This window comes from Pseudomonas asgharzadehiana, from assembly GCF_019139815.1.
In the GTDB taxonomy this organism is placed as follows: domain Bacteria; phylum Pseudomonadota; class Gammaproteobacteria; order Pseudomonadales; family Pseudomonadaceae; genus Aquipseudomonas; species Aquipseudomonas asgharzadehiana.
On sequence record NZ_CP077079.1, the window covers coordinates 1,336,326 to 1,357,539 of the forward strand.

Here is a 21,214-nt window from a genome sequence, read left to right on the forward strand (position 1 = left end):
GGAGGGGGCTCCCACATTGGACCTGTGTTTGCTTTAGGAGATAGGTATATGCCCCAACTTTCTAACCGCCGCGCCGTCATCACTGGTGCCGGCAGCGGTATCGGCGCCGCCATTGCCCGTGCCTATGCGGCTGAAGGCGCGCGCCTGGTGTTGGCCGACCGCAACGCCGCCAGCCTCGCCGAAACCGCGATCACCTGTCGCAACCTCGGCGCCGAGGTGTTCGAGTGCCTGGCCGATGTCGGCACGGTCGAAGGCGCCCAGGCCAGTGTCGACCGTTGCGTCGAGCACTTCGGCGGCATCGATATCCTGGTCAACAACGCCGGCATGCTCACGCAGGCACGTTGCGTCGACCTGTCCATCGACATGTGGAACGACATGCTGCGCGTCGACCTGACCAGCGTGTTCGTCGCCAGCCAACGTGCCCTGCCGCACATGCTCGCGCAGCGCTGGGGGCGGATCATCAACGTCGCCTCGCAACTGGGTATCAAGGGCGGTGCCGAGCTGACTCACTACGCGGCGGCCAAGGCGGGGGTGATCGGCTTTACCAAGTCCCTGGCCCTGGAAGTGGCCAAGGACAATGTGCTGGTCAACGCCATCGCCCCTGGCCCGATTGAAACGCCGTTGGTGGGCGGGATCAGCGCCGAATGGAAACGCGCCAAGGCCGCCGAACTGCCCCTGGGCCGCTTCGGCCTGGCGGATGAAGTGGCGCCCACCGCCGTGCTGCTCGCCAGCGAACCGGGCGGCAACCTGTTCGTCGGCCAGACCCTGGGCCCCAACTCCGGCGATGTCATGCCATGAGCGGGGTTTAGCCATGTGCGGACTCTGCGGTTTGCTCGGCGAAGACCTGCACTGGAGCGACCCGCTGGGCGATGAATTGCCCAGGCGGCGTGAGCGCCTGCGTCGCATCGCGGCGATCAACCAGGTGCTGGCGGTGTTCCGGCTCAAGGTCGAAGACTTTCAGGGCGCGTCCTACCTGCTGCTCGGTGCGACCGGCAAACAGGCACTGGCCAGCGGCCTGGATCAACTCTGGCTGGCGGCCGAAAGCATGCTTGGCCGGGCGTTGGATCCTCTCGATCCAAGGCTGTTGGATCACTTGGAGTCAGCCCCATGAGCATTGCCCTGAATGTCATCACCGGTTTCCTCGGCAGCGGCAAGACCACCTTGCTCAAGCGCCTGCTGCAAGGTGAAAGCCTGGGCGACACAGCGTTGCTGATCAACGAATTCGGCGATGTCGGCATCGACCATCTGCTGGTGGAAGAAGTCGCGCCGGACACCGTGCTGTTGCCCAGTGGCTGTGTCTGTTGCTCGATTCGGGGCGAACTCAAGGACGCCTTGCTCGGCCTGTTGCAACGCCGCGAGCGTGGCGAAATACCCGCGTTCAAACGCGTCATCCTCGAAACCACCGGCCTGGCCGACCCGGCGCCGATCCTCGCGACGTTGAACAACGACGTGCAACTGCGCGGGCGCTTCCATATCGGCCTTGTTATCACCCTGGTCGACGCCAGCCATGCCGCGCTGCAAGAGCGCCTGCACCCGGAATGGCTGGCCCAGGTCGCCGCCGCCGACCGCTTGCTGCTGAGCAAGACCGACCTGGCCGGCGATTGCACGCCGTTGCGTGCGCACTTGCAGGCGCTCAACGCCGGTACACCGATCCTCATCACCACGGACATCCACAGCGGCGATCAACTGCTGCTGGGCGAGGGGTTGCGCAGCGCCGAACCGGCCGTGGAAGTCAGCCGCTGGCAACTGCACCAGGCCACCAGCGCCAGCCATGGCGCCGCGCAGGTGTGCAGCCTGACTTTCGACCAGCCGCTCGATTGGGTCGGCTTCGGGGTGTGGCTGTCGATGCTGCTAAGATGCCACGGCGAACGAATCCTTCGCGTCAAAGGACTGCTCAACGTGAACGCCAGTAACGCCCCCATCGTCATTCATGGCGTGCAGCATTGCCTGCATGCGCCGGTGCACTTGCCCGCGTGGCCCGGCACCGACCGCCAGTCACGCCTGGTATTTATCCTGCGCGGCCTCGACCCGGCATTGCTGCGCCGTTCCTTTGATGTGTTCTCGCGGCGGTTCGCGGCATGATCACACTGCGCGTCCTGGGTACCTCGGTGACCCTGCTCGAAACCTTGCGCGTGCGCGCCGAACAGGAACTGGGCATTCGCCTGGTCTACCAGGTGCATGACGTCGAACAGGCCCAGCGCATCGCGGTGATGCAGCCCGACAGCTATGACCTGTACGACCAGTGGTTTCACAACGTCGACTTCGTGTGGCCGGCGCGGGCGATCCAGCCCATCGACACCCGGCGTATCGCCTTGTGGCATGAGATCAACGACCTGCCCAAGCGCGGTCGCCTGTCACCCCATGACCGTTTGGGCAGCGGCAGCGTGCCCAGCGAACGCCTGTTCGTGCAGCACGACGGCAGCCTGGGCAGCACGGTTACCGAACGCATCAGCATGTTGCCCCTGACCCACAACGCCGACAGTTTCGCCTACCGCCCAGAGCGCTTGCCCGAGGGTTTTTGCCACGGCAACGAGAGCTGGGGCTGGCTGCTGGACCCGGCCTGGCGCGCGCGCACCGCATTGCAAAGCGATGCCGCCATCGGTGCGCTGGATGCCGCGCTGGCGGTGCAGGGCGCGGGGTTGGCGCACTTCAGGGACATCGGCAATATGAGCATCGAAGAGATCGATGTGCTCGCCGATATCCTGGTGCGCAAACAAAAGGGCGGCCACTTCGCCGCGTTCTGGTCGGACGATGAGGAGGCTGCGCAATTGATGCTCAGCCCCAGCATCGATATCCAGAGCCTGTGGTCGCCGACCTTGATGCGCCTGCATCGCGCGGGCGTGAAATACCGCCTGGCGGTGCCCCGCGAGGGCTATCGCGCCTGGTTCGGTGGCTTGTCACTGTCGCGTCATGCCCAAGGCCCGGTGCTGGATGCGGCGTATGCGTACCTCAATTGGTGGCTGTCCGGCTGGCCCGGCGCGGTGATGGCGCGCCAGGGTTACTACATCGGCAACCCGGCGCGCAGCCGCGACCACCTGAGCAGCGCCGAATGGGACTACTGGTACGCCGGCCTGCCTGCGCGGGAAGAACTGGTGGGCAGCGACGATTTGCCGTTGATCGATATCGGCGAAGTGCGCGATGGCGGGTCGTACGAACAGCGCATGGGGCATATCGCCGTGTGGAACTCGGTGATGGATGAACACAACTATCTGGTGCGGCGCTGGGGGGACTTTATGCGCGCCCGTGGCTGAGGCGTCGACTCAGTGCTCGTCGCCCATCAAACATCGGTGAAACACCCGATTTTATTGGGTGGACTTATGCGTTTCGCCAGCTAATCTGCTAATTCCAAATATCCAATAAAAATGGATATTTTTTTGACGCCAGGTCAGCTGTTGCAAGGAATGCACATGACAAAGGGACGTAGTGGCAGAAGCAGGCTAACGCTGCCAGAGGGCACTGCCATGACGTGGCGCCATACGTTCCAAACCCGCATCGCCGGGGTGCTGGCGCTGTTGCTGCTGGTGGTGGTCGCCGCCACGTATTTCGCGGTCAAGGCCGCCACTACACGTGCGGTGGAGAACCAGGCCCAGGTCCAGTTGAACACCGGTCGCCAGGTGTTCGAACGCTTGCTCGACCTGCGCGGGCGGCGCCTGCAATACGGGCTGGGTTGGCTGACCGCAGACGGCCCGTTCAAGCAGGCCGTGGCCGCAGGCAACCCGGCCAAGGTTCTGGCTGCATTGCGCCGGCACGGCACGGGCATTCGGTCCAGCGAAGTGTTTGTGCTGGGGCTCGACGGCGATGTAATGGTCAGCACCTTGGCGCTCTTCACCCGTGGCCAGACCTTCCCCTACCGCGATGCATTGCGCCAGGCGCGGCGCAGTGGTCTGCAAATGCTCATCGTCGCCATGGACGGGCGCCCCTACTTGCTGGTGCAAGACCAGGTGCTCGACCCACAGCCCATCGCGCGGGTGGTCATGGGGTTTCCCATGGATACGCTGTTTGCCAATGAATTGCGCTCCATGAGCAACCTGGACGTATCGTTCCTCAGCGTGCAGGCCGGCCGGCCCGGCCCGTTGTTCAGCACCCAGCCTGTTGCGCATCAGGCCACCACCTTCAGCCTGCTGCGCGATGCGCCGGCCAACGCGCAGGCGTCAATCCAGCTGTTTTATGGCGAGCGCGTGCTCAGCCAAGTGGTGTCGCTGGCCAATACAGGGGGCGCCGATGAGGTGCGCGTGTTGCTGCAAAGCCCGCTGGAACATGCGCTGGAATCCTTTGCGCCGCTGGACCGGCAGTTCCTCGGGATTGCCCTGGCGGTGCTGGTGGTGTCGTTGGCCGGCGCGCTGTTCCTGGCGCGGCGCGTATCGCGCCCGCTGAATGCACTGGTGGAGGCGGCCGGTCGCATCGGTTCCGGTGATTACCGCACGCCGGTGCGGGTACGCGGCCACGATGAATTCGGCCTGCTGGCGCGCGCGTTCAATGCCATGCAAAGCGGCATCGCCGTGCGTGAGCGGCAACTGGCGCATAACGCGTTGCATGACCCGCTCACCGGCCTGCCCAATCGGGCCCTGGCCATGGAACGCCTGGGCAGTGCGATCAGTGCGCGGCGGCCGGTGGTGTTGCTGTACCTGGGCATCGAGAATTATCGGGCGATCAACGAAGGCTTCGGCCCCGAGGGCGTCGAAATCATGATGCGCGAAGCCAGCCGCTGTTTGTGCATGAGCCTGCTGGCCAGCGATACGGCGGCCCGCATCACCGGCAGCGAGTTTTTGCTGTTGCTGGAAAACACCGAAGTCGACCGCGCCGTGGCCCGCGCCGACCGTCTCTACGCACTGCTCACCGAACCCCAGCACATCGGCCATGACGAACTGCGCCACGAAGTGAGCATCGGCATTGCCGCTTACCCCGCCGACGGCCAGCAGGTGGAAGAGCTGATCAGCCGCGCCGCCATTGCCCGTCACGATGCGGCGGTGTTGCCCGGCTATTTGCAGGTGTACCAGCAGGACCGCGACCTGGCTCACCAGCGCCAGATCACCTTGATCCGCGACCTGCGCCGGGCCGCCGCTGAAGGCGAACTGCACCTGTGTTATCAGCCCAAGCTTGACCTCAAACACGGCCAGGTGCGCCAGGCCGAAGCCTTGCTGCGCTGGCAACACCCGACGTTCGGGCTGGTGTCGCCGGCCGAATTCATCCCCTTGGCCGAACGCACCGGCAGCATGGCCGGCCTGACCCAATGGGTGATCGAAGAGGCCATCCGCCAGAGTGCCGAATGGGCGCGGCGTGGCCTGCTGATCCAGCTGTCGGTGAACATCTCGGTGGATGACTTGGCCGATGATGACCTGGCCATCCGCGTTACCGCCTTGTTGGCGCAATACGCGGTACAGGCCGAGCAATTGATTTTCGAGATCACCGAAAGCGCGATCATGCACAACCCGCAACAGGCCTTGCGCGTGCTGGAGCAACTGCGCGGTTGCGGCATCAGCCTGGCGGTGGATGACTTCGGCACCGGTTATTCGTCGCTGGCGCAGTTGCAGCGCCTGCCGGTGCAGGAATTGAAGATCGACCAGTCCTTCGTGCGCAACCTGGACAGCACCAGCGGCGACGGCGTGATCGTGCGCTCGACCATCGAGATGAGCCACAACCTGGGGCTCAAGGTGGTGGCTGAAGGGGTGGAGTTCGAGCCGAGTTTGAAATTGCTCAAGCAATGGAATTGCGACACGGCGCAGGGGTACCTCATCAGCCGACCATTGAACGCCATGGCGTTCGAGAGGTGGCTGCGGCGTGAGCGTGCGCCCGTCTAGAACCCAGCCGGCGGGCTACAGAATTCCGCCGCGGGGTCGATAACCTCTACAGAGCTTGACCGATCGCATAGGTTTTTTGGCATTGAGTGATGGCATTTTGCCTTGTTTGCGGCATGATGGCTGCGCATTGCAGTCCCAAGGCTGGCCGCTCTTTTTTTATCTGTCGCGGATGCCCCATGGCCCGAATGATTCATGTGTTTTCAGGTGTAGCGCTGGCGCTGCTGGTGGCGTGCCCAGCCTCGGCCGCCACCCTGGAAGTGTTGCTGCGCCAGGCCGACGGCAGCAAGGTGGCGGATGGCGTCGTGACCCTTCAGGGCCCGGCGGGTGCGTTCAACGGTGTGCTCAAGGCCGATATGGACCAGCGTGGCCAACGCTTTGCGCCCCATGTGCTGGCGGTGCACACCGGTACCCAGGTGCGCTTCCCCAACAGCGATAACATCCGCCATCAGGTTTATTCCTTCTCCGCCGCCAAGCGTTTCGAACTGCGCCTGTACGAAGGCACGCCCACCGACCCGTTGCTGTTCGACAAGCCTGGCGTGGTGGTGCTTGGCTGTAACATCCATGACTGGATGCTCGGCTATATCTACGTGACCGACGACCCACGTTTTGGTGTCAGCGACGCCCAAGGCCGAGTGCGCCTGGAACAACTGCCGCCCGGCGATTACCACGCCACGGTGTGGCACCCGCAACTCAAGGATATGCAGCCCCTGGACGGCGGCACCTTGCATATCACCGCCGCCGGCCTCAGCCACAACGTGGTGCTGAGCCTGGAGCCGACCTCCGCCGATATCCCGCCGACGCCGAGTGCGTTTGGCGATGCGTTCAATCGAGCCTCCCGTGAAACTGCGCAGTAGCTTCCAGGCGCGGGTCGCCAGTGTCCTGATCCTGCTGTTGCTGGTGGTGATCGGTGCGCTGTATTTCAGTGTCAAGGTGGCCACCCGTTCAGCGGTGCGCGGCCAGGCACTGGCTCAGTTGGAGGTCGGTTCGCGGGTGTTCGAGCGCTTGCTGGACGTTCGCGGTCGCCGTCTGGCCGATGGCGTGCAACTGTTGGCCGCCGACTTCGGCTTTCGTGATGCGGTGGCCAGCGGCGATTCGGCGACGATGCGCTCGGTGCTGCTCAACCATGGCAGACGCATCAACGCCAGCGACATGATCCTGCTGGGCATGGACGGCCAAGTCCTGGCCAGTACCTTGAGCGAAGTGCCCGAGGGCTCGACCTTCCAATACGATCAGTCACTGCGCGATGCCCGGCGCAACCGCCAGGCCATGCTGATCGTGCCACTGCAAGGCCAACCGCACCTGTTGGTGGAATCCCCGGTGCTGGCGCCGTTGCCGATTGCACGGGTGGTGATGGGCTTTAGCATGGACGGCGCATTTGCCGATGAGTTGCGCTCGTTGAGCAACCTGGAAGTGTCGTTCCTGGCCATCGCTCATGATCGGCCGGGCGAGTTGGTCAGCACCCAGCCGCAGGTTTTGCGCGACAGCATTCTGGCCCTGATGCAGGGCGATACGGCACGCCTTGGGGTGTCCACCACCGATCACCTGGCGCAGCGTTTTCTCAGCCAGTCCCTGGTGCTGGCCAGCGATCAGAACGGCAAGGTCCTGGCGTTGCTGCAAAGCCCGTTGGATGCGGCGATGCAGGCTTTCGTACCGTTGGACGAAAAGATTCTTGGCATCGCGCTGGTCGCCTTGCTCGCCTCGTTGATCGGTGCCTTGTTGCTGGCGCGCACCGTATCGCGCCCGGTGCAGACGTTGGCGCTGGCGGCCGAACGCATAGGCCAGGGCGATTACCACACGCCGGTGGCCCTGGCGCGCAGTGACGAACTGGGGTTGCTGGCGAATGCGTTCAATGCGATGCAAAGCGGCATCGCCGAACGTGAGCAACAGTTGGCGCATAACGCGCTGCACGACAGCCTCACCGGCCTGCCGAACCGCGCACTGGCCATGGAGCGCCTGGGCAGTGCGATTGCTCTGCAACGGCCGGTGGCGTTGATCTACCTGGGTATCGATAACCTGCGCGCCGCCAGCGAAACCGCCGGGCCTGATGCGGTGGACCAATTGCTGCTGGCCGTCAGCCGCCGCCTGGAAGCAGTGCTGCGCCCCGGCGATACCCTGGCGCACCTGATCGCCGATGAATTCCTGCTGTTGCTCGAAGGCGCGGGCAGCGACGAGGCCGTGGGCATGGCCGACAAGCTGCAACAACTGCTGCTGCGCCCCCAGCGCATCAATGGCCACGACCTGGCGCTGGATTGCCGGCTGGGCATCGCGGCCTACCCGGCCGATGGCGAAAGCCCGCACACCGTGCTCGAACGCGCGGCCATCGCCATGAACGACGCGGCGAAAATGCCCGGCCGCCTGCAGGTTTATGAGCAGGGCCGCGACCTGGTGCACCGCCGCCAGATCACCCTGATCCGCGACCTGCGCCACGCGCCCAGCCAAGGCCAATTGCTGCTGCATTACCAGCCCAAACTGGACATTCGCCAAGGCCATGTACGCCAGGCCGAAGCCTTGCTGCGCTGGCAGCACCCGCAGTTCGGCATGGTCTCGCCGGCAGAGTTCATCCCCCTGGCCGAGCGCTCGGGCAGCATCCAATTGTTGACCCAATGGGTGATCGAGGAGGGCATCCGCCAACTGTGCGAGTGGAACCGTCGCGGCCTGTCTCTACAGCTGTCACTGAATATCTCGGCGGACGATTTGCTCGGTGACGAGCTGGCCCATCGGGTTTCGGCCTTGCTGCGGCGCTATGGCTTGCCGGCCGAACAGTTGCTGTTCGAAATCACCGAAAGTGCCGTGATGCGTGAACCGGAAAAAGCCCTCAAGGTCCTGCACCTGTTACGCGATTGCGGCATCAGCCTGTCGGTGGATGACTTCGGTACCGGCTACTCGTCGCTGGCTCACCTCAAGCGCCTGCCGGTGCAGGAGTTGAAGATCGACCAATCCTTTGTGCGCAACCTCGATGAAACCAGTGAAGACGCGGTGATCGTGCGCTCCACCATCGAGATGAGCCACAACCTGGGCCTCAAGGTCGTCGCCGAGGGCGTCGAGTATGCCCACAGCCTGCGTTTGTTGGAGCGGTGGCAGTGCGACACGGCCCAGGGCTACCTGATCAGCCGGCCGTTGAGCGCCGACGCTTTCGAAGCCTGGGTGGCGTTGCCCCTCAGTGCGCACACTTCCTTGGTTCATTGAGTAGCTGACGTGCGACTTTCTCTTCTGATCGGCAGCCTCGCGGCGCTCACCCTGCACACGGCGTGGGCCGATAACGGCCGCCTGATCGCCACGGGCGGTGCCAGCAGCATCGAGGGCTCGGCGGGCGGTGGTATCACGCCTTGGGCGGTGTTGGCCGGCTACGGCGAACAGCACGAATGGGGCGCCACGGCGTTCGCCACCACGGTCAACCTGCCGGACTATCGGCTGGACGTGGCCGGCTTGGCGCTGGCTTACGACAACCGTGTCGAAGTGTCTTTCGCCCGCCAACGCTTCGACCTCGGCAGCCTGGTGCACAAGCTCAACTTGGCCGAAGACAACCTGGGCCAGGATGTACTGGGTGTGAAGGTGCGGCTGTTCGGCGACGTGATTTACGACCGTTTGCCGCAGGTGTCCCTCGGCCTGGAATACAAACACCAGACCCACTTCGATATCCCCCGCCTGGTGGGGGCCAAGCGCGACAGCGACGTCGAAGGCTACCTCGCCGCCAGCCGTTTGTTCATGGGCGCGGCCTTTGGCTACAACGTGCTGGTCAACACCAGCCTGCGCTACAGCCGCGCCAACGAAACCGGGTTGCTTGGCTTCGGCGGCGATCGTCGCAGCAGCCGCAGCCTGCTCAAGGAAGGCTCGGTGGCGCTGCTGTTCAACCCGCGCTGGGCGCTGGGCGTCGAATACCGTGAGAAGCCCGACAACCTGTCGTTTGCCGGTGAAAGCGATTGGGCGGATGTGTTCGTCGGCTACTTTCCCAACAAGCACGTATCGTTTGTATTGGCCTACGCGCGGCTTGGGGAAATCGCCACGTTGGATAACCAGAACGGCACCTACTTGTCGGTGCAGGGGAGCTTCTGATGCGCGTTCTACCCATCGCGCTGGCGGTGCTGCTCAGCGCCTGCGCCCAACAACCGCCCAAGGACGACAGCCTGTATCGCGATTTGGGCGCCATGCCCGGCATCACGCGGATTGTCGAAGGCATGCTGCTCCACATCGCCCGCGATGAGCGCATCGTCGAACGCTTTCGGCGCATTGACATCCAGCGTTTGCGCAACAAATTGATCGAACAGTTCTGCGTCGAAGCCGGCGGGCCATGTACCTACACCGGAGACAGCATGGCCGAAAGTCACAAGGGCCAGAACGTTAGCCGCAGTGACTTCAATGCGCTGGTGGAGGATTTGATCAAGGCGATGGACAGCGAGGGGATCCCAGTGCCGGTGCAGAATCGGTTGATTGCCAGGTTGGCGGTGATGCGCGGTGAAGTGATCGAACACTAGTCACCTGAACACCAAGGTTCAAATGTGGGAGGGAGCAAGCCCCCTCACACATTTTGATCGTCATCGTCCATTAAAAAGGCGGCTACCTGTTGAGGGTAGCCGCCTTTGTTTTACCGCCGGTCCTGCTTAGTCCGGCAGTTTGAACGCCATTACATAGTCACCCTGCTTGGTACCCAGGGAACCATGACCCCCCGCCACGACCAGCACGTACTGCTTGCCGTCCTTGCCGGTGTAGGTCATCGGTGTGGTTTGCGCGCCCGCTGGCAGGCGGCCTTCCCACAGTTGCTTGCCGTTTTTCACGTCGTAGGCACGCAGGTACTGGTCGAGGGTACCGCTCAGGAACGCCACGCCACCGGCGGTGGTGAAGGTGCCGCCCAGGCTCGGTACGCCCATGCTCAGGGGGATCGGAACCGGCGAGCTGTCACGCACGGTGCCGTTCTTGTGCATCCAGATGGTTTTGTGGGTGGTCAGGTCGACCGCCGCCACATAACCCCACGCCGGTGCCTGGCACGGCAAGCCCATTGGCGACAGCAACGCTTCGAGGATCACGCCGTACGGCGCGCCTTTGTTCGGCTGCACGCCTTCGGTTTCGCTGACGCGCGGGCCTTGCTTGGCGATGTCGGCGGCCGGGATCAGTTTGGATTTGAACGCCATGAAGCTGGGGTTCACGAACGCGATCTGACGCACCGGGTCGACAGAAATGCCACCCCAGTCGAACACGCCAAAGTTGCCGGGGTACACGATCGAGCCCTGCAGCGATGGCGGGGTGAAAGCACCGTCATAGCGCATGGACTTGAAGTCGATACGGCACAGCATCTGGTCAAGCGGCGTCACGCCCCACATGTCGCGCTCTTTGAGCGGCGGCGGCATGAAGTTCAGCTCGGACTTGGGTTGGGTCGGGGAGGTGCGGTCGCCCGCCACTGCGCCCTGCGGTACCGCCACTTCGTGGATCGGCACCACCGGCTGGCCGGTGGCACGGTCCAGTACATAGATGCTGCCTTGCTTGGTCGACGCCATCACCGCCTGCTTCACGCCGGCTTCGGTCTTGATGTCGATCAGCGACGGTTGGCCGCCCACGTCCATGTCCCACAGGTCATGGTGAGTGAACTGGAAGGTCCACTTCACATGGCCGGTGTCGATGTCCAGCGCGGTCAGGCCGGCGGCGTATTTCTCGGAATCGTCGGTACGGTCGCCGCCGTACTGGTCAGGCATCTGGTTGCCCATCGGCAGGTAGAGCATGCCGAGTTTTTCATCCACGGCGAACATGGACCACATGTTCGGCGAGTTGCGGGTGTAGGTCTTGCCTTCGGCCAACGGGGTGGTGTCACCCGGGTTGCCGCTGTCCCAGTTCCACACCAGCTTGCCGGTGTGTACGTCGAACGCGCGGATCACACCGCTTGGCTCGTCGACCGAGACGTTATCGGTCACGTGGCCGCCGATCACCACCAGGTTCTTGGTCACGGCCGGTGGCGAGGTGGAGTAGTAACCGCCTGGGGCGAAGCTGCCGATGTTGGCGCGCAGGTCGACCTGGCCTTTGTCGCCGAAGTCTTCGCACATCTTGCCGGTGTCGGCGTTCAGGGCGATCAGGCGGGTGTCGGCGGTCGGCACGAAGATGCGTTTCGGGCAGGCAGTCGGCGCGGTGGCCGGGCTGGCGCTGCCGGTGGGGCTCTGTTCGGACGCGTAGGCGGCGTCATCGTGATACGACACGCCACGGCAGGTCATGTGCGCCCAACCCTTGAAGTTCTCGGCACCCTGGGTGCTGATCTTCGGGTCGAAACGCCAGATTTCCTTGCCGGTGTCCGGGTCCAGGGCAATCACTTGGCTGTGCGGGGTACACACGTAGAGCATGCCGTTGACTTTCAGCGGGGTGTTTTCCGCGGTGGTCTCACCTGGGTCGCCCGCACCCGGAATATCGCCGGTGCGGAAGGTCCACGCCGGGACCAGCTTGTGGGCGTTTTCCGGGGTAATCTGCGCCAGCGGCGAGTAGCGGTCGCCGAAGGATGAACGACCGTAGGAATTCCAGTCGCCATCGGCCTGCGACGGCGCGGCATTGGCCATGCCCGGTACCGCGTCGCGGTCCAGTTGGCCTTTGATCTCACCCGGGTTGGTGAACTGGCTGGCGATGGCGGCGGCGCCGGCCAGCACCACGGCCACGCTCAGTGCGCCGGTGCCCAGCGGGGCAGGTTGGCCACGCAGCAACGGACGGCGAAACCACGGCAGCAACATGACCAGGCCCAAGGCAAACAGCAGTGCCAGGCGCGGCACCAGCTGCCACCAGTCCAAGCCGACTTCCCACAGTGCCCACACCGTGCTGGCGAACAGCACTACTGCGTACAGGCCAAGCGCGGCGCGACGGGTGGCCAGCAACAGGATGCCGGTCAAGGTGATGCCGATACCGGCCAGCAGGTAGTAAAACGACCCGCCGAGCATCGTCAGCTTGATACCGCCGGCCAACAAGGCCAGGCCCATGATCAGCAGCAAGACGCCTAGCAGCCTGGGGAGCAGGCGGCTTGGACTTGAAGCACCATCAGTGCTCATAGTGTGTTTCTCCGTGACGTTGGAATAAAGGTGTAACCCCGTGCTTCATTCACTGTAGATGACGATTCGGCGCGGGCTTGGTTCAGCGTTATTTGGGTTTTTCCGTGGAGCGGCGCTGTTATCCACAGGCCGGCGATTTATCCCCAGGCGCGGTCGTGGGCAAGACAGCGCTGTCTTTGCGTGCGGGAATAATCAGCAAGATGGGGGCGGCCGAGGAAGTGAAACGTTTCAGGTTGTTGCGAAGGATAAAGGGAGTCAGGGCCAAGAGAAAGCCTGAATCGCAAGATGCATCATTTCGGATTTGGTAACAGTGACCCGATGTCGCTGCGAAAACACTTGTGGGAGGAGGGCAAGCCCCCCCTCCCACGGGAATTGCACTGTGGGTTAGAAGGTGGTGCGAAGCCCGAACTGCACGCTGCGCCCCGGCGCCGGGGCGATGTCGCGCAGGATCGAGCTGGCATACCGCACGGTCTGGTTGGTGAGGTTTTCCCCGTTCACAAATGCCAACCATTGGCTGCCACCCATATTGAAGTGGTAACCGGCGCTCGCGCCCAAGGTGGTGTAGCCGTCGGTGCCGCTTTCGTTATCCGGCACACGGCCCTGGCCTGCGGCGTGTTCGACGTCGATACGCGCCTGCCAGCGGTCCAGCTCCCACAGCAACCCGCTGTTCAAGCGCAACGGGGCAATGCGTGGCAAGGCTTCACCGGTGTCGAGGTTGGTGGCGCGGGTGTAATCGCCTGACAGCTCCAGCGCGAACTTGCCGTAGGCGCTTTCACCGAGCTTCCAGTGATCCTGGGCTTCAAACCCGGCAAAACGGGCACGCACGCCGGAATATTCGTACTCAGGGATGCCGCTCGCGTCTTCTTCACCTTCATCGTTCAGCGTACGACCGGTGCCCAGCAGGCCGATGTAATTGGAGAAGTGGCTGTAGAACACGCCGACGCTGCCCTTGTGGGTGCCATTGTCAAAGCGCAGCGCCAGGTCGCTGGACACGGCTTTTTCTTTCTTCAGGTTGGCGTCGCCCAGCTCAAAGGTGCCGGTGGCGACGTGGGCGCCGTTGGCGTACAGCTCGTAGAAGGTCGGCGCGCGTTCGGTGTAGCCCAGGGTGGCGGCCACGGACCAGATGGGCGTCAGGGTGTAGACCGCGCCGGACGACAGGCTGCCGGCGGTGAAGTCATTGCTCTTGTCGGCGCCGGCAAAGCGCGCGTTGCCTTTGGCGTCCGGGTCTACGCGGGTGTGTTCCAGGCGCCCGCCGAGGCTGAGTTTGAGGCGTTCGGTGGCCTGCATTTCTTCGAGGATAAACAGCGCGCCGGCATTGGTGTCGGTCTGCGGCACGAACGCTTCTTCGCCCAGGGCCGAGAACTCATTGCGGGTCACCTGCGCGCCCACCACCCCATCGAACGGGCCGATCGGCTGGTGACGCGCTTCAACGCGGGCTTCATAACCTTTGTTCTTGAACACCGTGCCGGTCTCGCCGTCTTCGATTTCGCGGTGCTCGTAGTCGGTGTAGCCGGCGTCGAATTTCACCGAACTGAACGGGCCTTGCAGGTTGCGGATTTCGGAGGCGAACGCGTAGTGATCCTGCTTCATGCGGATGCGCACGGCCTGCTCGGCGGGGGAGCCGTAGTTGCTGTCGTAATTGCTGTAGGACAGCCCGGCGTAACCGTCATCCCAGGTGTAGGAACCGCCCACGGCACCGCCGTCCTGGCGCCCGTCGCTGTTGCCCAGGCGAGCATTTTTGCCGGGGCTGTCTTCGCTGTCCGGCGCATGGCGGCTGCGCGCCTGGCCTGGGATTTTCAGGTCATTGAATTCCCGCGCATTGGCGTCCAGGTGCAGGGCGAACGTGCCGTTGCCGGCTTCCAGTTTGCCTGCGCTGCTGCGGGTGGTGTCGGCGCCGCCGTAGCGCAACTCACCGGCACCGTGGATGCCTTCGATGGCTTGGGTGGGGATGCGATTGTCGAAGGTGTTGACCACGCCGCCGATGGCACTGCCGCCATACAACAACGCCGCCGGGCCGCGCACGATTTCAACGCGCTCAACGTTGACCGGGTCCAGCGGCACCGCGTGGTCGTAGGACAGTGACGAGGCATCCAGCGCGCCCACGCCGTTGCGCAGGATGCGGATGCGGTCGCCATCCTGGCCGCGAATGATCGGCCGGCTGGCGCCTGGGCCGAAATACGAGGACGACACGCCCGGCTGCTTGTTCAGGGTTTCGCCGAGGCTGCCTTTTTGCTGCAGCGTCAGGTCATCGCCTTCGAGCACGGTGGTCGGCGACGCCAGCTGTTCGCTGCCCAGCGGGTTGCCGGTGATGACTTGGGGTGGCAGCTCAAGGGCGTGGGCTTCGGAGCAGATCAACAGGGCGGCGGCAAGCGGGGTCAAGCGCCACAGGGAAGAGAGGGACATCGGACATTCCTTGGCAATACGGCGAAAAGATTTGAAAGTAATGGTTACAATATAACATCTCTTTTTCGCCGCAAGCGGGAACTTTTTATAACTGGCCGGGCGGGGTGATAAGGTGTGCGCCTTCCTCAACCGTTTTTCATAGGCCCCGGCATGACCGCGACAAGCAACGACCCCCTCCACGGCGTGACCCTGCAACACGTCCTCACCACCCTGGTGGAACATTACGAATGGGAAGGCCTTGCCGAGCGCATTGATATCCGCTGCTTCAAGAGCGACCCGAGCATCAAGTCGAGCCTCACGTTCCTGCGTAAAACCCCGTGGGCGCGGGAGAAAGTCGAAGGGTTGTACGTGAAGCTGATGCGCACCAAACGCCCGTTGGACTGAGGCAATGAAGCGGTTTACGGCAGCGGCCGCACTGGCCGGTTGGGTGGGGTTGGCGATTCAGCAATACCTTATTTTCTATTCGCGCTGGTCCACCGGCGCCAGCCTGCTGGGCGGGCTGATCAACTTTTTCAGTTTCTTTACGGTACTCACCAACACCCTGGCGGTGGTGGTGTTGAGCTACGCCGTGGTGAACCGCGATAGCGCGGCGAAGCGGTTTTTTCTCGCCCCCAGGGTCAGCAGCGCAATCGCGGTGAGCATTCTGGTGGTGGGCCTGGCGTACAGCCTGTTGCTGCGGCATTTGTGGCAGCCCGAAGGCTTTCAACTGGTCGCCGACGAGCTGCTCCACGACGTCATGCCGGTGCTGTTTTTTATTTACTGGTGGCGCTGTGTGCCCAAGGGCACCTTGCACCTCAAACACATCGGCGCCTGGGTGATTTACCCGCTGGTGTACTTCGCCTATGCGCTGCTACGTGGGAATTTGCTCGGGCAGTATCAGTACCCGTTCATCGACGTGAGCACCCTCGGTTATCCACAGGTGTTTGTGAATGCCGCAGGGATCTTGGCGGGGTTTGTGTTGATTGCATTGGCAGTGGTGGGGCTGGATAAGGCGCTCAAGCGAACGCAATAAAACCTGTGGGAGCGAGCAAGCCCGCTCCCACACGGGGGTTTACTCGTCGTCGCTACCTTCGGCGCGCCAGTAACCCACGGCCTTCAGAAAATCTTCATCGACCTGATGGGTGTCCAGCAGCACGCGGCGTACCTGGCGCGACAGCTTGGTTTCGGTGGCGACGAAGCTGTACAGCGTGCCGCTGGGCAGCGTCAGGTTGCGCACGCACTTCAGTAGGTCATCCTGGCCCCGCACCACCCAAATGATGTCGACCTCGGCGGCGCTTTCCAGCGTTTGCCGCTCCGCCAAATCGGCAATCTCAATCACCGCCAGCACCTTGCACCCGGCGGGTAGTTCCTCCAGGCGACGACCGATGGCCGGCAGCGCGGTTTCGTCGCCGATCAGCAGGTAGCTGTCGAAGATATCCGGCACGATCAGCGAGCCCCGTGGCCCGCCGATATACAGGTGTTGCCCCGGCTGGGCCTGTTGCGCCCAGGTGGACGCAGGGCCATCGCCATGCAGCACGAAATCGATATCCAGCTCGCCAAGGTCCAGGTCAAAACGCCGTGGCGTGTAGTCACGCATGGCTGGCTGCGGGCCGTCGCCCTTGACGGTGAAGGTCGGGCTTTGCAGCGCGGCCTGCTCGGCGGCGTTCTGTGGGAACAGCAGCTTGATATGGTCGTCGCTGCCCAGGCTCACGAACCCGGCCAGTTCAGGCCCGCCCAGGGTGATGCGGCGCATGCGCGGGGTGATATCGACCACGCGCAACACCTGCAGGCGGCGGCGTTTGATCTCGTGGGTAACGCGGTGGATGGCGTGTGTATTCATGAGGATTTCCCGTCGGCAATGGCTTGAGCGGTGCCGTTGAGCAGCGCCGCGACACGTGCGATTTCTTCCGGGCTCCAACGCCCGTGGTGTGAATGCAAGGCATGGCGCAGGTTGTGCACCGCCTCGTGGATTTGCGGCGGGCGGTCATGCCCGCGCAGCGAGCGTTTGCTCAGTTGGATGCGCATGCGTACGCCGTCCAGCGCAACCGTCTGTTCACTTAAGAACAGACGTCCGGCGTCGGTGATTGTGTAGCGTTTTTTTCCACCTTCGGCGTCGCCGCTGATCAACTCGCTCTCTTCCAGGAAGGTCAGCGTCGGGTAGATCACGCCTGGGCTCGGGGTGTAGGCGCCGTCGAACAGGCCTTCGATCCGGCGGATCAGGTCGTAGCCGTGGCACGGTTGTTCGGCGATGAGCGCCGGCAGCAGCAATTTCAAATCGCCCGGTGCGAACACGCGGGGGCCACGGCCGCCGCGTTCACGGCCGGGGCGTTTTTCGAAGCCGTCAGGGTCGTTGCCGGGGTCGCGGTGGTGAGGGTGATCGCGCATGTTCGTCGCTCTGTGAAAGATTTAGACATAACTTAAGATATATCTTTAGCGCTGAACAGAGGGCCGCGACCAACGGTCGACGGCCGTATGGCGAGGCAGGCCGAGCGTAAAACCGCAAAAAACCGTGGACGGTTCTCTCTATGTAAGTCTATAACTAGTTATTAGAGTTAAAGCTCCAATTTTGCACTTTCGTTTAACGTGAATAGGCACTTTTGTGGTACCGTTCTGACAGTTTCATACCCACTCAAACAGCAACTTGTTAGTGTGTAGTCCAATTCTTACAGTTGAATTATAAGTTTTGGCAAAAGGCCATGTTTTTCCCGCGAACGCAGTTTCCTTAAGCTACGCCCGCGTGGGAAGCGGCCTGCATACCTGTTTTTGACATTCATGGATCATTGCCCGGCGTTGCACTAGTTCAACTTTGCGCAACGTAGTTCGTTGTGAGTCAGCTAAAGCCCTGGCTTTGAATTCAACTAGCAACGATCCAATTAATGCTGAAAACCTATAGGTATTGACCCATGTTCAAGAAGTTAGCGATCACTGTTCCACTGGCTGTTATTGCGCTGAGTTCCCAGGTAGCAGTCGCTGCCGGCGAAGCCAGCCATACCGTCAACCTCAGGGCGAACATCCCTACCACCGTGTTCCATGCACAGCCACGTGACCCGAACTGGGGCCGCGACGAAACCATGAACTACAACGTGGTGAGCGGTGAGCTGGCGCCCCTGACCGCCATCTACGACATCCGCAACACCAACGGTTCGGTGCATGCCTACATCGAAGGTGGCCCGGCGATGCTGTTCAACGGCAATACCACCCAGAACATTCCGCTCACCACCACCCTCAACGGCGTGACCCTGACCGGCACCCCGCAGGAAGTGGTCAACGAGGCGGACTCCACGCCGGGCGTGGGTGCTGAAATGCGCATCGTCGCCGCCAAGCCTACGGCCACTCAGCGCGGCGCCTACAGCGCAGTGATGCCGGTGGTGTTCGACGCGGTACTGCCAGCACCTTGATGCACATGAGCGCTCGCTGACCGCGAGCGCTGTTTGCAGGCCGGCGTGCCCCTCTCCCCTGTGCGCCGGCCTGGTTTTCTTAGTCTCTAGGCATTCAGAGTATCCGTCCATGTTCCCGATGACCTCCATCGCGGCTGCGCTTGCGCTGTTGATTTGTACGAGTGCCCTGGCTGCGCCTGCCTCGACCCCCGGCAGCCTGATTACCCAGGCCCAAGGCCTGCCCGCAGGGTTTACCGACCACTTTTTCGAGGTGCCGCTGGCTGTGCGCGTGGACCTCGACGAGCAACTGCTCGGCGAAGCGTTGATCGTGCTGTCGCGCGACGACCGCGTCACCCTGCTCGAATTCACCGACACCGGCGACAGCAAGGTCCCGGCCGCGACTCGCGACACCTGGCAAGCGGTGTTGGAAAAAGGTGTCGCGCTGGGCGCCTGCAACCAGTCCTGCCCGGAAAAAATGATCTCGGCGTTCTACAACCTCGAAAGCTCACAGCTGTCGATCCTCACGCAAGACGTCGAACGCAGTGCCGACATCCCGCGTTTCTACGAGCAGCCCGAAGGTGGCAGCCTGGGGTTGATCATCAACAACCAGCTCAACCTCAACGGTGGCCAAGAAGAAAGCCTGGGCGGGCGTTACGGCCTGCAGGCCAGTTCCAGCGTGGGTAATTGGAGCCAGGTGTTCAACCTGCAACTGGCGCGTCAGAGCGGTGATGACGAACCCATGCGCCACGCGATCCACGAGCTTTACACCCAGCGTGAAATGGAAGGGCAGTTCTTCCGCCTGGGCCACTTCACCCCCAATTCCGATGGCCTCACCCGCCAACTGCGCAGCTTCGGCGCCAGCCCCGACACGGCGCTGGGCGTGATGTACGGCAGTTCCGACAGCCTGGCCATCAACAACGCCAAGCCCAGCGTGTACCCGATCTACGTCACCGCCAACCGTCAGGCGGCGGTGGAGATCTACCGCAACGGCTTGCTGATCAACACCCAGGCGGTCGCCGCCGGCCTGCAAACCCTGGATACCCGGCCGTTGCCCGGCGGTATCTACGAGGTGGAAGTGCGCCTGATCGAAGACGGCCTCACCACCAGCACCACCCAGGAGTTGGTGTACAAGCCCAGCAACTGGCGCAATGCCGAAGACCGCTGGCGCTACAACCTGTTCGCCGGGCGCGAGACCAAGCTGCTCAGCAACTGGGATGAACAAGCCTCGGGCGCGATGACCGCCGGCGCGTCGATCAACTACCTGCTGCACCCGCGCGTGATCCTCGGCCTGTCGGCCCGCCAGGTGCGCGAACAACTGCAATACGGCGGTTCGGTCGACTGGACCGTGGCCAACAACACCAGCCTCTACGCCAACCTGTATCAAACCCAGGAACACGGCACCGGCATGGACCTGCAAGGGCTCTATTCCTTTGGCGCGACCAACCTGGTGTTCAGCCACAACCGCAGTTGGCTCGACACCCGCGACACCTACGAAACCCTGCCCGACGGCACCCGTCTGCGGCGCAACACCTTTGTCGGCGAGACGAGCAATACCGCGTTGTCGGTCAACCACCGTTTCGACGCCAAAAACAGCGCGAACATGCGCCTGTCCCACAGCGAGGGCAATATCGAAGGCGCCGGCATCGACCTGGGCTGGAGCCGTCACGACACGTTCCTGGGCAGCGATGCCAACTGGCGTTTCTCGGTGTTCGACCGGCCCGGCACTACCGGTACCAGCGACAAGCGTAATCGCGGGGTCGATGTGTCGCTCAGCGTGAACCTGGGCAGCGACGGCCGGCAGATTTCCGGCAGCCTCGGCAGCCGCACCGCCCGTGACGGCGGGCGCGACAACAACGCCTCGGTCACGTACCGCCAGGACCTCACCGACCACGTGCTGCAAAGCGTCTCGGCCACTGCGATCACCGACACCTACGGCGTCGGCCTGTCGGGCACGGCCAGCTTCAATACCAGTGCGGTCAGCGGCGACGGCTTCCTGCAGCGCAGTTCCTACAACGGCGAACTCACCGGTGGCTTGAACCTCAACAGCACCTTCGTCGCCGGTGCCGGCCAGATGCTGCTCAGCAGCCAGTACCAGGGCAACGGCGCGGGCATGATCATCGACCTTGAAACCGACCTCGACGACATCGCCCTGCGCGCCGACGACCTGGGCGGCGGCAGCACCCTGCTGCGGCCGGGGCGCAACTACGTGCCGGTGTCGGCCTACAAGAGCAGCAGCGTCAGTTTCGACTTCGAAGGCAACTACCCGCCGGCGGCCAACATCCAGCCGACGCGCTCCAGCTATCACCTGAACAAGGGGGGCGTGGACTACCGCAAGATCTCGGTGATGAAGACCGTCACCGTGCTCGGGCGCTTGCTCGACGAACGTGGCGCGCCGCTCAAGGGCCATCACGTGATCAACCACGCCAGCCGTGGGGTCAGCGAAGTGGACGGGTTCTTCTCGATGGAAATGAGCGCCAGCTCGCCGACCCTGCAAGTGCGTTACCAAAACCAGTTGCTCTGCCAGTTCCGCCTCGACCCGAGCAACGCGCCGAATGAAAACGACGTGTTGATGATCGGTGACCTGCGCTGCACGCCGGACACCCTGGCGGAAACTTCCATCAAATTTGAGGCGGCGGGTTAATTCATG

The 21,214-nt window shown here is 63.1% G+C and carries 17 protein-coding genes; 13 read left to right on the forward strand and 4 right to left on the reverse strand.

The window, feature by feature from the left end:
* Positions 1-48: 48 nt before the first annotated feature.
* From KSS96_RS06070 to KSS96_RS06110, 9 genes are all read left to right on the forward strand, one after another.
* Positions 49-798, forward strand: coding sequence for an SDR family NAD(P)-dependent oxidoreductase (locus KSS96_RS06070; protein ID WP_017526286.1), 750 nt, complete (start codon positions 49-51; stop codon positions 796-798).
* 13 nt (positions 799-811) lie between these two features.
* Positions 812-1,111: a hypothetical protein gene (locus KSS96_RS06075; RefSeq protein ID WP_017526287.1), complete on the forward strand. Its 300-nt coding sequence runs from the start codon at positions 812-814 to the stop codon at positions 1,109-1,111.
* On the forward strand, positions 1,108-2,082 hold the full coding sequence (locus KSS96_RS06080; RefSeq protein WP_017526288.1) for a CobW family GTP-binding protein: 975 nt from the start codon (positions 1,108-1,110) through the stop codon (positions 2,080-2,082). Before KSS96_RS06075 ends, KSS96_RS06080 begins: the two co-directional genes overlap by 4 nt.
* Entirely contained in the window at positions 2,079-3,251 is a 1,173-nt protein-coding gene (locus tag KSS96_RS06085; protein ID WP_017526289.1) for an ABC transporter substrate-binding protein, read from the forward strand. The genes KSS96_RS06080 and KSS96_RS06085 overlap by 4 nt, the downstream gene beginning before the upstream one ends.
* A gap of 210 nt (positions 3,252-3,461) precedes the next feature.
* A complete protein-coding gene (locus tag KSS96_RS06090; protein WP_135196520.1) occupies positions 3,462-5,798 on the forward strand; it encodes a putative bifunctional diguanylate cyclase/phosphodiesterase in 2,337 nt (778 codons plus the stop codon).
* A gap of 185 nt (positions 5,799-5,983) precedes the next feature.
* Positions 5,984-6,652 (forward strand): methylamine utilization protein, encoded by a 669-nt coding sequence (locus tag KSS96_RS06095; protein WP_026067137.1) that lies wholly within the window; start codon positions 5,984-5,986, stop codon positions 6,650-6,652.
* Positions 6,636-8,984 (forward strand): bifunctional diguanylate cyclase/phosphodiesterase, encoded by a 2,349-nt coding sequence (locus KSS96_RS06100; RefSeq protein ID WP_065877227.1) that lies wholly within the window; start codon positions 6,636-6,638, stop codon positions 8,982-8,984. The genes KSS96_RS06095 and KSS96_RS06100 overlap by 17 nt, the downstream gene beginning before the upstream one ends.
* A gap of 9 nt (positions 8,985-8,993) precedes the next feature.
* The gene (locus tag KSS96_RS06105) at positions 8,994-9,851 is read left to right on the forward strand and encodes a DUF3034 family protein (RefSeq protein WP_137219952.1); all 858 of its coding nucleotides are present in this window, start codon (positions 8,994-8,996) and stop codon (positions 9,849-9,851) included.
* Positions 9,851-10,270 carry a group I truncated hemoglobin gene (locus tag KSS96_RS06110; RefSeq protein ID WP_065877226.1) on the forward strand — a complete coding sequence of 140 codons (420 nt, stop codon included), beginning with the start codon at positions 9,851-9,853 and terminating at the stop codon, positions 10,268-10,270. The genes KSS96_RS06105 and KSS96_RS06110 overlap by 1 nt, the downstream gene beginning before the upstream one ends.
* Before the next feature lie 126 nt (positions 10,271-10,396).
* On the opposite strand, the gene KSS96_RS06115 is transcribed toward KSS96_RS06110, so the two are convergent.
* Positions 10,397-12,808, reverse strand: a complete 2,412-nt coding sequence (locus tag KSS96_RS06115; protein ID WP_068937542.1) for a glucose/quinate/shikimate family membrane-bound PQQ-dependent dehydrogenase — start codon at positions 12,806-12,808, stop codon at positions 10,397-10,399.
* 384 nt (positions 12,809-13,192) lie between these two features.
* Positions 13,193-15,211, reverse strand: a complete 2,019-nt coding sequence (locus KSS96_RS06120) for a TonB-dependent receptor (RefSeq protein ID WP_065877224.1) — start codon at positions 15,209-15,211, stop codon at positions 13,193-13,195.
* A 150-nt stretch (positions 15,212-15,361) separates the two neighbouring features.
* Here KSS96_RS06120 and KSS96_RS06125 point away from each other — a divergent pair, with 150 nt between their 5' ends.
* Positions 15,362-15,595 carry a VF530 family protein gene (locus KSS96_RS06125; protein ID WP_012722427.1) on the forward strand — a complete coding sequence of 78 codons (234 nt, stop codon included), beginning with the start codon at positions 15,362-15,364 and terminating at the stop codon, positions 15,593-15,595.
* Between the two features lie 4 nt (positions 15,596-15,599).
* On the forward strand, positions 15,600-16,223 hold the full coding sequence (locus KSS96_RS06130) for a Pr6Pr family membrane protein (protein ID WP_065877223.1): 624 nt from the start codon (positions 15,600-15,602) through the stop codon (positions 16,221-16,223).
* A 39-nt stretch (positions 16,224-16,262) separates the two neighbouring features.
* On the opposite strand, the gene KSS96_RS06135 is transcribed toward KSS96_RS06130, so the two are convergent.
* Positions 16,263-17,030 (reverse strand): siderophore-interacting protein, encoded by a 768-nt coding sequence (locus KSS96_RS06135; protein WP_068937541.1) that lies wholly within the window; start codon positions 17,028-17,030, stop codon positions 16,263-16,265.
* Complete coding sequence (locus KSS96_RS06140) at positions 17,027-17,575, reverse strand: PadR family transcriptional regulator (RefSeq protein WP_065877221.1); 549 nt, start codon at positions 17,573-17,575, stop codon at positions 17,027-17,029. Before KSS96_RS06140 ends, KSS96_RS06135 begins: the two co-directional genes overlap by 4 nt.
* 518 nt (positions 17,576-18,093) lie before the next feature.
* On the opposite strand from KSS96_RS06140, the gene KSS96_RS06145 reads away from it, so the two are divergent.
* Together KSS96_RS06145 and KSS96_RS06150 are read left to right on the forward strand one after the other, a co-directional pair.
* Positions 18,094-18,588, forward strand: coding sequence for a CS1 type fimbrial major subunit (locus KSS96_RS06145; RefSeq protein WP_217855813.1), 495 nt, complete (start codon positions 18,094-18,096; stop codon positions 18,586-18,588).
* Between the two features lie 109 nt (positions 18,589-18,697).
* Positions 18,698-21,208 carry a CS1-pili formation C-terminal domain-containing protein gene (locus KSS96_RS06150; RefSeq protein WP_217855815.1) on the forward strand — a complete coding sequence of 837 codons (2,511 nt, stop codon included), beginning with the start codon at positions 18,698-18,700 and terminating at the stop codon, positions 21,206-21,208.
* The last annotated feature ends 6 nt before the right edge of the window (positions 21,209-21,214 follow it).